This window comes from Bradyrhizobium sp. Leo114 (assembly GCF_055229415.2).
The window spans coordinates 147716-162865 of sequence record NZ_JBUYEN020000007.1 but is presented as its reverse complement, the minus strand read 5'-3'; the positions used below and the strand labels follow the sequence as shown (position 1 = coordinate 162865).

The following is a 15150-nucleotide window of genomic DNA, read 5'->3' as shown; positions in this document are numbered from 1 at the left end:
ATTGAAAGGGAGGAATGAATGAGGAAGGCTTATCTCGCCGCCGCTGCGCTGGCTGCGGCGCTGGCGCTGCCGGGCACGCCGGCATCCGCGCAGAATAACGAGATCGTCATCGGTATCTCGATCTCGACCACGGGGCCTGCCGCGGCGCTCGGCATCCCCGAGCGTAACGCGCTGGACTTCGTGCCGAAGGAGATCGGCGGCGTGCCGCTCAAGGTGATCGTGCTCGATGACGGCGGCGATCCGACCGCGGCTACCACCAACGCGCGGCGCTTCATCACGGAATCGAAGGCCGACATCATCATGGGCTCCTCCACCACTCCGCCCTCGATCGCGGTCTCCACCGTCGCCAACGAGGCTGGCATCCCGCATTTCGGACTGGCGCCGTTTCCGATCAACGAAGCGCGCGCGAAATGGTCGGTCGACATGCCGCAGTCGATCCCGATCATGGGCAAGGTCTTGTACGAGCACATGAAGGCGCACGGCATCAAGACCGTCGGCTATATCGGCTACTCCGATTCCTACGGCGACCTCTGGTTCAACGACTTCAAGGCCCAAGGCGTGCCGATGGGCCTGCAGATGGTCGACGAAGAGCGATTTGCCCGGCCCGATACCTCGGTCGCGGGCCAGGTGCTGAAGCTCGTCGCAGCCAATCCCGACGCGATCCTGGTCGGTGCCTCCGGCACCGCCGCGGCGCTGCCGCAGACCGCGTTGCGCGAGCGCGGCTACAAGGGCCTGATCTACCAGACCCACGGCGCCGCGAGCATGGACTTCGTCCGCATCGCCGGTCCCGCGGCGGAGGGCGTCATCATGGCATCGGGCCCGGTGATGTCGCCGGAGAGCCAGCCGGACAGCGCGCTGACCAAGAAGCCAGGGCTTACGCTCAACACCGCCTATGAGGCGAAGTATGGCGCCAACAGCCGCAGTCAGTTTGCCGGCCACTCCTACGACGCCTTCGAAGTGTTGAAGCGCGTGATTCCGGTCGCGCTGAAGGCCGGCAAGCCCGGCACGCCGGAGTTCCGCGAAGGCATCCGCCAGGCGCTGATGAGCGAGAAGGAAATCGTCGCTACGCAAGGCGTCTACAACTGGACCGACAAGGACCGCTACGGTCTCGACGATCGCTCGCGGATCCTGCTCACGGTGAAAGACGGCAAATACGTGCCGGCGATGTGACGATGCGGGGCGGGAGCGTGGATCAAACCGCGCTCTCGCCCTCATGCTGGAAGCCGAGATAGCTTGCGGCGACGCGCTGGTTGCTGGCGATGTCGCGGGCCGCTCCGCTGAGCACGAACTCGCCGAGCTCCATCACATAGGCGCGGTCGGCGATCTGTAGCGCGGCCTGGGCGTTCTGCTCCACCAGCAGCACCGACACGCCGGCGGCGCGAAGCTCGCCGATGGTGCGGAAGATGTCGGCGACAATGATCGGCGCGAGGCCCAGGCTCGGCTCGTCCAGCATCAGGAGTTTCGGAGCGCCCATCAGCGCCCGCCCCATCGCCAGCATCTGCTGCTCGCCGCCAGAAAGCGTGCCGGCGAGCTGCTTGCGCCGCTCCCTCAGCCGCGGGAACAGGCTGTAGACGCGCTTGAACGAATTTGCCGCGGTCGCCTTCGGGACCCGGAATGCGCCGAGCTGCAGATTGTCCTCGACATTCATGGTCGCGAACAGTTCGCGGTGCTCCGGCACGAGGCTGAGGCCCGCCGCAACACGGTCCTCGATGTCGAGCGTGGCCATGTCTCGGCCTGCGAAGGCGGTGCGGCCCTTCAGCGGCAGGATGCCCATGACGGCGTTGAGCAGCGTGGTCTTCCCGGCCCCATTGGCGCCGATGATGGTGACGATCTCGTTCTCGTTAACTTCGAGCGAGACGCCGCGCACGGCTTCGACCTTGCCATAGGCGATATGCACATCGGACACCGACAACAACGCGCTCATGCCGCGGCTCCGAGATAGGCCTTGATGACCTCGGGGTTCTTCTTGATCGCCTCCGGCGTGCCTTCCGCGATCTTGGTGCCGAAATCGAGCACGACGATGCGGTCGGCGAGGTCCATGACAAAACCCATGTCGTGCTCGACCAGCAGCACCGACATGCCGCCGTCGCGCAATTGCCGCAGCAGCGCCGCGAGCCGCTGCTTCTCCATGTGCCGCAGCCCCGCGGCGGGCTCATCGAGCAGCAGCAGCATCGGGTCGACGCAGAGCGCGCGGGCGATCTCCACGATGCGCTGCTGGCCGAGCGAGAGCGAGCCCGCGAGCTGGTCGATCTGGTCGGTGAGCCCGACGCGCTCGATCTGCCGTGCGGCTTCCGCGAGCAGCCGCGCTTCATCCGCGCGGTCGAGGCGGAGCATGCTGGCGACAGCGCCGGACGCGCCGCGCAGATGGGCGCCGATCGCAACATTCTCCAGCACCGTCATGTCGGGCACCAGCTTGACGTGCTGGAAGGTGCGGGCAACGCCGAGCTTGACCACCTCCTGCGGCGGCGCGTTCTCGACCTTCCTGCCGAGCACGGAGATGGCGCCGCTGGTTGCGGTCAGGACGCCCGTGATCAGGTTGAAGGTCGTGCTCTTGCCGGCGCCATTGGGGCCGATCAGCGCCACGATCTCTCGGGCCCTGACGTCGAAGCTGACATCGTTGACGGCGGTGACGCCGCCGAACTGCTTGCGCGCCTTGTCGAGCTGCAGGAGCACGGCAGACGTCGTCGGCGCACGCTCCCGGGCCGGCAGCGTCAGCGAATTGTCCACCGTCCTGCGGACCGCCTTGAACGGCAATCGCGCCATCAGCCACGGCCAGACGCCGGATGGCGCGAGCTGCAGCAGCATCACGAGGAGGATGCCGAACACGATGGTCTCGAGCTGGCTCTGGCCGCCGAAGATGTAAGGCAGATAGCTCTGCAGCACTTCCTTCAGGATCACGACGATGCCGGCGCCGAGCACCGCGCCCCAGACATAGCCGGCGCCCCCGACGACGGCGATAAAGAGATATTCGATGCCGGCCTGCGGACCGAACGGCGTCGGGTTGGCGGCGCGCTGGAAATGCGCATAGAGCCAGCCGGACAGGCCCGCCAGCACCGCAGCGTAGATGAACACCAAGAGCTTGGCGCGCGGCGTCTGCACGCCGAAGGCTTCGGCCGCGATGTGGCCGCGGCGCAGTGCGCGGATGGCGCGGCCGGTGCGCGAATCCAAAAGGTTCAACGTCAGCACCGCTGAGAGCAAGACCGCGATCCAGATCGCATAGTAGATCGTGCCGGGGCTCAGCATCTTGTAGGAGCCGATCGCAAGCGGCGGGATGCCGGAGATGCCGTCATTGCGGCCGAGGAATTCGAGCTTGCTGAAGAGGTAGAACAGCGCGATGCCCCAGGCGATGGTGCCGAGCGGCAGATAGTGGCCGGACAGCCGCACCGTGACGATGCCGAGCAGCACCGCGGCGATGCCACTGACCAGGAGCGAGACCGGCAGCGTCAGCCACGGCGAGACGCCATAGGCGGTCGTCAACACCGCCGTGGTGTAGGCGCCGAAGCCGCAGAACGCCGCCTGCCCGAACGAGGTGAGCCCGCCGACGCCGGTGAGCAGCACCAATCCCATCGCCACCAGCGCGGCGAGGCCGATATTGTCGAGCAGCACGATCCAGAATGGCGGGATGCCCGGCACCAGCGGGATCAGCGCCATCACGAGGGCGAAGATGATGAGAGGCAATCGCTGCGTCATCGCGCTCAATCCTTCTCTTCTTCGACCGCGGGCGCCGCGAGCGAACGCAGCACCAGGACGGGGAGGATCAGCGTGAAGACGATGACTTCCTTGAAGTTGCTGGCATAGAACGAAGAGAACGCCTCGACGACACCGACGAGAATGGCGGCGACGGCCGTCAAGGGATAGCTGACGAGACCGCCGATGATCGCCGCGATGAAGCCTTTGAGGCCGATCAGGAAGCCGGTGTCGTAATAGAGCGTCGTGATCGGCACGATCAAAATTCCCGAGATCGCGCCGATCAGCGAGGCCAGCAGGAAGGCGATCTGGCCGGACAATGTGGTGCGGATACCGACGAGGCGGGCGCCGAGGCGATTGACGGCGGTGGCCCGCAGCGCCTTGCCGGTCAGCGAGTAGCCGAAGAACAGCCAGAGCGCGACGATGAAACCAATGGTGAGGCCGTAGACCGCAAGGCTCTGGCCGGTGAAGCGGAGCGCGCCCGCTGTCAGCGCGACGTTGGAGAGCGCCGGGCCGCGCAGGCCTTCGGCGCCGAAGAAGACGAGACCCAGGCCCTGCAGCGCGAGATGGCAGCCGACGGAGGCGATCAACAGCACCAGCACGGACGTATGCGCAATCGGCTGGAACGCGATGCGGTAGAGGAACAGCCCGATCGCCGCCACGATCAGAAGCGCAAGCGCGATGTTGACGGCAATCGGCGTCTTCGGCCCGGCCAGCGCATAGGTCAGCAGGCAGACGGCGACTGGAAAGACGATGTCGACCGCGACGGCCCGCGCGATCAGCCGCGCATGCAGCGACTTCCGCGCAAAGAACAGGTCGAGGCCGAACGCCACCAGTCCCATCGCGACCGCGAGCTTCGCGGTGCCCGGCACCTGGCCGGTCGCCAGCATGGCATAGCTCAGCGCGCCATAGGTGACGAATTCGCCCTGCGGGATCAGGATCACGCGCGTGACCGCGAATACCAGGACCAGAGCCAGCCCCAGCAATGCGTAGATGGCGCCGTTGGTGATGCCGTCCTGCAGCAGGAACAGCATGATCGTCGTGTTCAAGGCCGAGCGCTCCCCCTCACGCGGCGGGCCGATCGACGCGTCGCCGCGCTCGATCGTCCGGTGTCGGCTGTTGAAAGCTGCCGACGTTTGATATAATCAATAACAATTATCGAATATAATCTCAAGAGCCCGACTCCCGGGATTGCGAGCCTCGAGCGATGACTGTTCCCAAGACCGCCGCCGACGCCGCCAAGGTATCCCGCCCCGTCGCCGGGCAGGATCTTGATGCTTCGAGCGACGATGGCCTGCTGCAGCTTGGGGAACTGTCGGGGCTGCTAGGCTATTCGCTGAAGCGTGCGCAGCTCAGGGTGTTCGAGGATTTTCTGCGCTGCGTCGCGCCTTTGCAACTCACGCCGGCACAATTCTCGGTGCTCTTGCTGCTCGACCAGAATCCCGGCCGCAACCAGACCGAGATCGCGAGTACGCTCGGCATCCTGCGGCCGAATTTCGTGGCGATGCTCGACGCCCTGGAGAGCCGCGAACTCTGCGCGCGCATGCGCTCGGCAAGCGACCGCCGCTCGCACATTCTCGTGCTGACCGACAAGGGCCGCGCGGTGCTGGCACGCGCCAAGAAGCTCGTCGCCAACAAGCACGAGGCGCGGCTGATCGAACTCTTGGGACCTGAGAACCACGCGGCGCTGCTGGAGATGCTGGCGAAGATCGCGCGCGAGTTTTGAGGGTGGAGCTGCCGTAGGATGGGTAGAGCGAAGCGAAACCCATCGCGATGGAGCATGCCGCGCCAATGATGGGTTTCGCTCCGCTCTACCCATCCTACGATTCTGCCAGATCGTCATCCTGAGGAGCGGCGTCTTCGCCGCGTCTTAAAGGATGAGGCCCCGCCGGTGGCCTCGCCCTTCGAGACGACCGCTGCGCGGCCTCCTCAGGGTGAGGGGATGAGCTGGAGTGCGCCGCGCTATCCACGTCATTGCGAGCGCAGCGAAGCAATCCATAGGGCCGCAAGCGGAGACGTGGATTGCTTCCCTTCGCTCGCAATGACGGCAGCGTGGCGTCAGTCCACCAGGATGACGCGGACGTCGTTGACGTTGGTCAGCGTCGGGCCGGTCAAAAGCAGATCGCCGGTTTGAGCGAAGAAGCCGCTGGCGTCGTTGTTCTCGAGATAGGCCCTGGGATCGAGGCCCTGCGATTTCATCTTCGCGAACGTAGAGTGGTCGATGACGGCGCCGGCCGGGTCGCTGGCGCTGCCGGCACCGCCGTCGGCGCCGTCGGTGTCCGCGGCGAGCGCCGAGACATCGGTCATGCCCTTGAGCAGATCGGCGAGCGCGAGCGCGTATTCCTGGTTGGGGCCGCCGCGGCCATTGCCGCGCACGGTCACGGTCAGTTCGCCGCCGGACAGGATCGCGACGCGCCTGCCCTCGCTGCGGGCCGTCAGCGCGAGCTGCGCGTGCGCGGCGGCGACGTCGCGCGCTTCGCCTTCGAGATCGGCGCCGAGATCGATGGTCGCATAGCCGGCCTCGCGGGCAACCTTGACCGCGGCTTCGATCGAGGCCTTCGGCTTTGCGATCAACTCGAACGTCGAGCGCGCAAAGGCGGGATCGCCCGGCTTGCAGCTTTCGTTGCCAGGATCATCGAGCGCGCGGCGAACGGAGTCATCGATGGCTAGATTGTATTTGGCGACGATGGCGCGTGCGTCCGCAAGCGTAGTCGGATCTGCCACCGTGGGGCCGGATGCGATCGCGGAAGGATCGTCATGCGGCACGTCGGATATCGCGAGCGTCACGATCTCGGCGCGCTGGCCGGCCCGCGCCAAGCGGCCGCCCTTGATGCGCGACAGATGTTTCCGCACGATGTTCATCTCGCCGATCGGCGCGCCCGAGCGGAGCAGCGCCCGGTTCACCTGCTGCTTCTGCGCAAAACTGACGCCGTCCACCGGCGCGATCCAATTGGCGGAGCCACCGCCGGAGATCAACACCAGCAAGAGATCATCCGCGGTCGCCGTCGCCGCCAGCCGCAGCGTATCGTCGGCGGCTTTCAGCCCGGCTTCGTCAGGTACGGGATGGCCAGCCTCGACCACCCTGATCCGGCGGGTCGGCACGCCATGGCCGTGGCGGGTAGTTGCAATCCCCGCCAACAGCGCCGGATCCAGCTCGAGCGCGTCGAGATAGTGTCGTTCGGCCGCCGCCGCCATGGCGGCGGCGCCCTTGCCCGCGGCAAGCACGATCACCCTCCCCTTCGGCACCGGACGGAAGTGCGGCGCCAGCACGACGTCCGGATGGGCGGCAGCTACCGCCGCATCGAAGATCGCGCGCAGAAGAGGGCGTCGGTTCGTCATCAGTTGCCAGAGATCTCGCCGCTGAGGACTTCGCCGAACAACTGCCAGCGTTCACCCTTGAACTGCATCAATTGCAACTGCTCGATCGGCATGTAATCAGTCGCGCTCGTGGTCAGCGTCACGCCCGGTAACAGTCCGCCTTGCGCGAATTGCTTCAGGCTTTGCGCCTGCTTCATGACGTTCTCCCGGGTCAGGTTATCGCCGCAGCGACGGAGCACCTCTACCATCGTAGTCGCAATGTTGTAACCGGTCATCGCCGAAGAGTCGATGCGGTTCATCTCGGGAAGATATTTCGCAAGCAGATCGTCGAACGCCTTGATGCCGGCATCGCCTGCCCACTGGGGATCGCTAACGTCCTTGGCATAGGTCGCCGAGATCACGCCCTGCGCGTTCTCAACCCCCGCCGGCTTCATCACGGCCGCGGTCGAGGCGCTGACGTTGGAGATGATCGTGAGCGGCTTCCAGCTCATCTCGCCGAGCTTCTTGATCGCCTGCGCACCGAACTTCGGCGTGGTGTAAAGCACCAGAACGTCGGGATTGGCCGATTTGATCTTCACCACGTGCGAATCGATGGTCGGTTCCGAGACCTCGTAGCTCTCCTCCAGGACGATCCGCGAGGCGTCTGCGCCGAACCCATCCTTCAGGCCCTTCAGATAGTCCTTGCCCATATCGTCGTTCTGGTAGAGCACGGCCACCTTGGCGCCCGGCTTCTCCTTCGTCAGGTATTTCGCGTAGATGCGCGATTCGCTCTGGTAGCTCGGCAGCCAGCCCATGGTCCAGGGAAAGGTCTTCGGCTCGTTCCACTTGGTCGCGCCAGTGGCGACAAAGAGCTGCGGCACTTTCTTGCTGTTGAGGTATTTCTGGATTGCAGTGTTGGGCGCGGTGCCCAGCGTGCCGACCACCAGCAGAACCTCGTCGCTTTCGACCAGCTTGCGTGCCTGCTCGACCGTCTTCGGCGGGCTATAGGCATCGTCATAGGAGATGAAGTTGATCTTGCGGCCGTTGATGCCGCCCTCGTCGTTGACCTTCTTGAACAATGCAGCCATCGCCTTGCCGACGCTGCCGTAAGCCGAAGCCGGCCCGCTATAGGGCACGATGTTGCCGATCTTGATCTCGGTGTCCGTCGCACCGGTGTCATATTGCTTCTGCGCGAGTGCGGCAGAGGCAGTGGTGGCGGTTACGGCAAAGCCGAGGAATGCGGTTGCAAGGCGGCGTCGGGTCAACATAGGCATAGGACTCCTTCGGAGCAGAAGCTCCCATTCTGGTGCATCGCATTGATAGCGCGGAAAATCATGTTGGCAACAAAAAGCCCCTGCGACTGTGTCGCAGGAGCTTTGCGTGCTTAACCTTGGGTAACTGCGGGAGACTTTTACCCGCCGACGTCAGCGCTGATGACGTCGCCGAACAGTTCCCACTTGTCGCCCTTGAACTTCATGAGCTGAAGCGAGCTGATCGGAGCAAAGTCGTTTGGTCCGGTGTTGATCTTGATGCCGGGCAGCAGGACTTCGGTGCGGAAATCCTTCAGGCTCGCCGCCTGCTTCATGACGTTCTCGCGCGTCAGGTTGTCGCCACATTGCTTCAGCACCTGAACCAGCGTCTGCGCCACGCCGTAGCCGACCACGGTACCGCCGTCGAGCTTGTCGCCTTCCGGAAAATCCTTGGCCATGAAGGCATAGAATTCCTTCATGCCGGGATCGTTGTCCCACTGCTTGTCGGAGGCGTCCTTGAGGTAGGCGGCGGAGATGATGTCCTGGGCGTTCTCGAAGCCGGCCGGCTTGAGCACGCTGCCGACGGACGCCGAGACGTTGTTGAGGAAGTGCAGCGGCTTCCAGCCGATCTCGGCGTTCTTCTTGATCGCCTGCGCGGCAAATTTCGGCGTGGTGACATTGATGAAGATGTCGGCGCCGGTGGCCTTGAGCTTGACCAGATGCGAATCGATCGACGGCTCGGAGGTCTCGTAGCTCTCCTCCATCACGATCATGCTCGCGGCCTTGGAGCCGAGCCCGTCCCTCAGGCCCTTTAGATAGTCCTTGCCGTAGTCGTCGTTCTGGAAGAGCACCGCGATCTTGGCGTCGGGATGGTTCTTCAGGATGTACTTGGCGTAGATCTGGGTCTCACTCTGGTAGCTGGGCTGCCAGCCCATGGTCCACGGGAAGTTCTGCGGGTCGTTCCACTTGGTGGCGCCGGTGGCGACGAAGAGCTGCGGCACCTTCTTCGAGTTCATGTATTTCTGGATCGCGGTGTTCGAGGGCGTGCCGAGCGAGTTGAAGATGAGCAGCACCTCGTCGCTCTCGACCAGCTTGCGCGCCTGCTCGACCGCCTTCGGTGGCGAATAGGCGTCGTCATAGGAGACGAAATTGATCTTGCGGCCGTTGATGCCGCCGGCGTCGTTGATCTTCTTGAAGTAGGCGGCCTCGGTGCGTCCGATCACGCCATAGGCGGAGGCCGGTCCGCTGTAGGGCATGATGTTGCCGACCTTGATCTCGGTATCCGATCCGCCGGGGTCGTATTTCTTCTGTGCCGTAGCAGTGCCGGCAGTGGCCGCGAACAAGCCGAACGCTGTCGAAAGAATCGCAAGTTTTTTGATAACGGACATGCCGCCTCTCTCCCTTGGATGACATTGATGCTGTGTCATGGCTTTCTTGATCCGAAAGCTCTTGGTGTTGACCGTATGGATTACCATTTTGCCGACATTGCCTCAACAAAAAGCCCCTGCTGCAAAGCCACAGGGGCTGCATCTTTAGTAGCCATGTGCACGCAAGCCGCAGCAGCACGACGAGATCGGGCCGAATTGCATCCGCGACGAACACAGCGCTCCCTCTCCCGCCTGCGGAAGAGGGTTGGGGTGAGGGTGTCTCCGCGATGGGACTCTTCGTGGGGAGAGAGCCCCCACCCGCTGCGCCAAGGGCGCAGCGACCTCCCCCGCAAGCGGGAGAGGTGAATGAGCTCGCGTATAGACTGATTCAAGCAAATGACATCAGGATCAGCCGCCGACGTCGCCGCTCAGGATGTCGCCGAAGCGCTCCCAGGTGTCGCCCTTGAATTGCATGAGCTGCAGTTGCGACAGCGGCGCGAAATCGGTCCGCGACGTATTCACCTTGATGCCGGGCAACAGCCCGTCGAGCTCGAGGTCGCGGATGCTGGCGGCCTGCTTCATGATGTTCTCGCGAGTCAGGTTGTCGCCGCAGGCCTTCAGCACATGCACCATGCCTTGCGCGACCGTGTAGCCGTACATCACCGAAAGGTCGGAGCGATTGGCCTCAGGATAGTACTTATCGAGGAATTCGTTCCAGGCGATCATGCCGGGATCGTTCTTCCACTGCGGATCGGTCGGATCCTTCAGGTAGTTCGACGAGATGATATCCTGTGCGTTCTCGAAGCCGGCCGGCTTGAGCACGCTGCCCACGGAGGACGAGACGTTGTTGAGGAAGTGCAACGGCTTCCAGCCGATCTCCGCGTTTTTCTTGATCGCCTGCGCCGCGAATTTCGGCGTGGTGATGTCGAAGAACACATCGGCCCCGGACGACCACAGCTTGACGATGTGGGAGTCGATGGAGGGCTCGGAGACTTCGTAGCTTTCCTCGATCACGATCATCGAATCCGCCTTGCTGCCGAGGCCGTCCTTGAAGCCTTTCAGGTAGTCCTTGCCGTAATCATCGTTCTGGTAGAGCACCGCGATCCTGGCATTCGGATGGTTCTTCAGGATGTACCTGGCGTAGATGATCGACTCGCTCTGGTAATTGGGCTGCCAGCCCATGGTCCAGGGGAAATCTTTCGGATCGTTCCACTTGGTGGCGCCGGTGGCGACGAAGAGCTGCGGCACCTTCTTCTGGTTCATGTATTTCTGGATCGCCGAGTTCGGCGGCGTGCCAAGCGAATTAAAGATGAAGAGCACCTCGTCGCTCTCGACCAGCTTGCGCGCCTGCTCCACCGTCTTCGGCGGAGAGTAGGCGTCGTCATAGGAGATGAAGTTGATCTTGCGGCCGTTGATGCCGCCCTCTGCATTGATCTTGTTGAAATAGGCCGCCTCCGTCTTGCCGATCACGCCATAGGCGGAGGCCGGTCCGCTGTAGGGCATGATGTTGCCGATCTTGATCTCGGTGTCGGTGGCGCCGACGTCGTATGCCTTCTGGGCGAGCGCGTGGCCGCTGCTCACGGCCAGCAATGCGACGGCGGCCGCAAGGGCCCCCAGCCGCAAATGGATGGCAGACATTGGGATCTCCTTGGGCTCATGGTGGACGTCTCATGTTTTTTGGATTTGGCAGCACTTTTCCGGCTCCTGCCGGTATTGAATACCTTCCACCTGGTCCCAGCAACAAAAAGCCTCCCGCGATGGCGTCGCGGGGGGCTGCAAACGGCGGATGCCGCCGCGGCTCCCTCAATGCCCGAGCGCTCCGCTCATGATGCTGCCGAACAACTCCCACTTGTCTGTCTTGAAGCGCATCATCTGCAGTTGCTTGATGGGCGCGAAGTCGGTCGGCGATGTGTTGATGGTGATGCCGGGCAGCAGCGTGTCGGGCGCAAACTCCCTCAGGCTCGCGGCCTGCTTCATGATATTGGCGCGGGTGAGATCGTCGCCGCACATCTGCAGCACCTTCACCATGGTTTGCGCCGCGCCATAGCCATAGACCGCCGCGTCATCGCGCCGATCGGCTTCCGGATAATATTCCTGCAGGAACGCGAAGAAGCGCTTCATGCCGGGATCGTTGTCCCATTGCGGGTCGGCGCCATCCTTGGCATAGGCCGCCGACAGGACGCCCTGCACATTCTCAAAGCCGGCCGGCTTCATCGCGCCGCCGACGGAAGCGGAGACATTGGACACGATCTGCAGCGGCTTCCAGTTCAATTCCGCGACGTTCTTCATCGCCTGAGCTGCGAATCTCGGCATGGCGACGTTGATAAAGACGTCGACGCCGGCGGCCTTCAGCTTGGCGATGTGGCTCTCCATCGACGGCTCTGAGGTCTCGTAGCTCTCTTCGGCGACGATCATCGCCGCCTTCTCGCCGAATCCGTCCCTCAAGCCTCTGAGGTAGTCCTTGCCGAAATCGTCGTTCTGATAGAGCACGCCGACCTTGCCGTCCGGCCTCTCCTTCATGATGTATTTGGCATAGATGCGCGCCTCGCTCTGGTAGTTCGGCTGCCAGCCCATGGTCCACGGAAACTCTTTCGGCTGGTCCCACTTGCTGGCGCCGGAGGCGACGAAGAGCTGCGGCACTCCCTTGCCGTTCATGTATTTCTGGATCGCGAGGTTGGTGACCGTGCCGAGCGAGTTGAAGATCAGAAGCACTTTATCGCTCTCCACGAGCTTGCGCGCCTGCTCCACCGTCTTCGACGGGTTGTAGCCGTCGTCGTAGCTGAGAAAAACGATCTTGCGACCGTTGATGCCGCCCTCGGCGTTGACCTTGTTGAAATAGGCCGCCTCGGTCTTACCGATCACGCCATAGCCGGAAGCCGGTCCGCTATAGGGCATGATGTTGCCTATTTTGATCTCGGTATCGCTGGCGCCGATATCGTACTTTTTCTGGGCGAGCGCACCGCCGGTGCTGGCGGTGATCAGGACGAGCACGGCTGAAAGAGCAGTCAATCGCAAGCGGACGGCAGTCATTCGTTTCCTTCATCCTTGAGATCATGATCCGATTAGACGGAATCGGATCATGATCTCATCTCTTGTTTGAGCATGATCTTTTCGGAAAACCGGTTCCCACTTTTCCGGATCATGCTGTGGTGGATGCGTTTCTTGGAACTCCCACGGCGGGCATTGAATGCGGTTCTCGCGCCGTCCGTCAACAAAAAGCCCCGCGGCTTGCACCGCGGGGCCTTGCGCTGGTCTCTTGCACTGCACAACCCTAGTCGGCGGGAATATCGCCGCTGATGATCTCGCCGAACAGTTCCCACTTCTGTCCCTTGAAGCGCATCATCTGAAGCTGGCTGATCGGGGCAAAGTCGGTGGCGCTGGTGTTGATCTTGACGCCGGGCAGCAGCGTGTCCGGCGTAAAATCCTTCAGGATCGCCGCCTGCTTCATGACGTTGGCGCGGGTGAGATTGTCACCGCACATCTCCAGCACCTTCGCCAGGGTTTGTGCAGCGCCGTAGCCGTAAACCAGGGCGCTTTCGGTCTTGTCGGCGCCCGGCATGTACTTGTCGAGGAATTCATTCCACTTCTTCATGCCGGGATCGTTGTTCCATTGCGAGTCGCTGCCGTCCTTGGCGTAGGCGGCCGAGAGCACGCCCTGGGCGTTATCAAATCCCGCCGGCTGCATCACGCTGCCGACCGAGATCGAGACGTTGGCGACGATCTGCAGCGGCTTCCAGCCGAGTTCGGCGGTCTTCTTGATGGTCTGGGCGGCGAATTTCGGCGTGGCATAGATCAGCAGCACGTCCGGGTTGGCGGCCTTGATCTTGACGATGTGGGAATCGATCGTCGGCTCGGCGATCTCGTAGCTTTCCTCGAGGATGATCATCGAGGCGCCCTTGGCGCCGAGGCCGTCCTTGGTGCCCTTGAGGTAATCCTTACCGAAATCGTCGTTCTGATAGAGGATCGCGACCTTGGCGTCCGGCTTCTCCTTCATCAGCCATTTCGCGTAGATCTGCGCTTCGCTCTGGTAGCTCGGCTGCCAGCCTATGGTCCACGGGAAGTTCTTCGGATCGTTCCACTTGGTCGCGCCGGTGGCGACGAAGAGCTGCGGGATCTTCTTGGAGTTGAGGTATTTCTGGATCGCGGTGGTCGAGGGCGTGCCGAGCGGGTTGAAGACGACAAGGACTTCGTCGCTCTCGACCAGCTTGCGCACCTGCTCCACCGCCTTCGGCGGCGAGTAGGCGTCGTCATAGGTGATGAAATTGACCTTGCGGCCGTTGATGCCGCCCTGATCGTTGATCATCCGGAAATAGGCGGCCTCGGTCTTGCCGATGCTGCCATAGGCGGACGCAGGTCCGCTATAAGGGATGATGTTTCCGATCTTGATCTCCGTGTCGGAGGCGCCGGTATCGTATGTCTTCTGGGCGAAGGCACTGCCGGAAGCGGCAGCACAAGCGACGACCGCCGCCGAAAGCACGGCGGTCCGTAGTTTGAAGGGCATCGTCTCTCCTAAAGTCTCTTTTTTGGTTCTTCAGTTCTTCTTGAGTTTCGCCGCCAGTTGCTGGGCAATGAGGGCGACCTGCCGGGCGCCATGCGGCACCAGGTAGATGACGAGGAACAGGAGCACGCCGAACACGGCGCCAGAGAGACCCTTGGAAATGCCTTCCGCAATGTTAGGCACGAAGATGATGAAGGCGGAGCCGACGATCGAACCCGGCAGCCAGCCGACGCCGCCGACCACCATGCCGACGAACAGAGAGATCGCGAGCGTGATGGTGTAGCCGTCGGGCGCCACGAACTGCACCGCGATCGCGCCCAGGCCGCCGGCGATGCCGGTGATGCCGGCGCTGACGCCGAAGGCCAGCGTCTTGTACAGCGCGACGTTAACGCCCATGGCGGAGGCCGCGATCTCGTTGTCGCGGATCGACATCAGGGCGCGGCCCGAGCGCGAGCGGAGCAGGTTCACCGAGGCGACATAGATCCCGATCGAGACCGCCAGTGTGAAGTAATAGAGCCACATGTCTTGCGACAGCGGCAGGCCGAATGGCGCATCCGGCTTGGTCACCACCAGGCCTTGCACGCCGCCGGTCCAGTGCTCGAGGAAGCCGAGCTTGAGGAGCTGAGGCATGGCGAGCGCCAGAGCAAAGGTCGCGAGCGCGAGGTAGATGCCCGACAGGCGCAGCGCCGGCTGGCCGAACAGGAAACCCGCCCCGAAGCAGACGACGCCCGCGACCGGCAGGGTCAGCGCGTAGTTGACGTTGAAGTGCTCCATCAGGATCGCCGTGGTATAGGCACCGATGGCGTAGAACGCGCTCTGGCCGAGCGAGAACTGCCCGCTGCCGCCGGTCAGGATATTGAGCGCCAGCACCGCGAGCCCGTAGATCAGGAGCATCGTCATCTGGAAGATGATGAAGTTCTTGACGAACAGGGGCGTCAGGATCAGGGCCGCCAGCACCACCAGCGAGGTGCCGTAGCCGAGCGTCATGGCGCGCTTCGGAACCGCCTCGACGGCCGGGGCTTCGGTTACAACTTCTTCAGCCGCGCTCATG

General features: G+C 63.1%; 12 protein-coding genes. 2 read left to right on the top strand and 10 right to left on the bottom strand.

The features are described 5' to 3' along the window. Positions 1-18: 18 nt before the first annotated feature. Positions 19-1170, top strand: a complete 1152-nt coding sequence (locus ACZIRK_RS10865; protein WP_130229917.1) for an ABC transporter substrate-binding protein — start codon at positions 19-21, stop codon at positions 1168-1170. A 22-nt stretch (positions 1171-1192) separates the two neighbouring features. Here ACZIRK_RS10865 and ACZIRK_RS10860 read toward each other — a convergent pair whose 3' ends face one another. Genes ACZIRK_RS10860 through ACZIRK_RS10850 form a run of 3 tightly spaced genes read right to left on the bottom strand, consistent with a single transcriptional unit; the run spans position 1193 to position 4736 of the window. Further along, positions 1193-1924 carry an ABC transporter ATP-binding protein gene (locus ACZIRK_RS10860; RefSeq protein WP_130229916.1) on the bottom strand — a complete coding sequence of 244 codons (732 nt, stop codon included), beginning with the start codon at positions 1922-1924 and terminating at the stop codon, positions 1193-1195. Next, entirely contained in the window at positions 1921-3690 is a 1770-nt protein-coding gene (locus ACZIRK_RS10855) for a branched-chain amino acid ABC transporter ATP-binding protein/permease (RefSeq protein ID WP_130229915.1), read from the bottom strand. Before ACZIRK_RS10855 ends, ACZIRK_RS10860 begins: the two co-directional genes overlap by 4 nt. A gap of 5 nt (positions 3691-3695) precedes the next feature. Then, positions 3696-4736: a branched-chain amino acid ABC transporter permease gene (locus ACZIRK_RS10850; RefSeq protein WP_456642921.1), complete on the bottom strand. Its 1041-nt coding sequence runs from the start codon at positions 4734-4736 to the stop codon at positions 3696-3698. Positions 4737-4894: 158 nt separating this feature from the next. Here ACZIRK_RS10850 and ACZIRK_RS10845 point away from each other — a divergent pair, with 158 nt between their 5' ends. Continuing rightward, entirely contained in the window at positions 4895-5413 is a 519-nt protein-coding gene (locus ACZIRK_RS10845) for a MarR family winged helix-turn-helix transcriptional regulator (protein WP_130229914.1), read from the top strand. Positions 5414-5745: 332 nt separating this feature from the next. On the opposite strand, the gene ACZIRK_RS10840 is transcribed toward ACZIRK_RS10845, so the two are convergent. The 7 genes from ACZIRK_RS10840 to ACZIRK_RS10810 form a co-directional block, all read right to left on the bottom strand. Then, a complete protein-coding gene (locus ACZIRK_RS10840) occupies positions 5746-7026 on the bottom strand; it encodes a glycerate kinase type-2 family protein (protein ID WP_463327353.1) in 1281 nt (426 codons plus the stop codon). Further along, entirely contained in the window at positions 7026-8258 is a 1233-nt protein-coding gene (locus ACZIRK_RS10835) for an ABC transporter substrate-binding protein (protein WP_130226608.1), read from the bottom strand. Before ACZIRK_RS10835 ends, ACZIRK_RS10840 begins: the two co-directional genes overlap by 1 nt. Positions 8259-8395: 137 nt before the next feature. Then, entirely contained in the window at positions 8396-9622 is a 1227-nt protein-coding gene (locus ACZIRK_RS10830) for an ABC transporter substrate-binding protein (protein ID WP_463327352.1), read from the bottom strand. 387 nt (positions 9623-10009) lie between these two features. Continuing rightward, entirely contained in the window at positions 10010-11239 is a 1230-nt protein-coding gene (locus ACZIRK_RS10825; protein WP_130226610.1) for an ABC transporter substrate-binding protein, read from the bottom strand. A gap of 165 nt (positions 11240-11404) precedes the next feature. After that, on the bottom strand, positions 11405-12631 hold the full coding sequence (locus ACZIRK_RS10820; RefSeq protein ID WP_130226611.1) for an ABC transporter substrate-binding protein: 1227 nt from the start codon (positions 12629-12631) through the stop codon (positions 11405-11407). Between the two features lie 241 nt (positions 12632-12872). Next, positions 12873-14102, bottom strand: coding sequence for an ABC transporter substrate-binding protein (locus ACZIRK_RS10815; protein WP_463327351.1), 1230 nt, complete (start codon positions 14100-14102; stop codon positions 12873-12875). A gap of 30 nt (positions 14103-14132) precedes the next feature. Beyond that, positions 14133-15149 carry a branched-chain amino acid ABC transporter permease gene (locus tag ACZIRK_RS10810; protein ID WP_028166749.1) on the bottom strand — a complete coding sequence of 339 codons (1017 nt, stop codon included), beginning with the start codon at positions 15147-15149 and terminating at the stop codon, positions 14133-14135. Between the last annotated feature and the right edge of the window lies 1 nt (position 15150).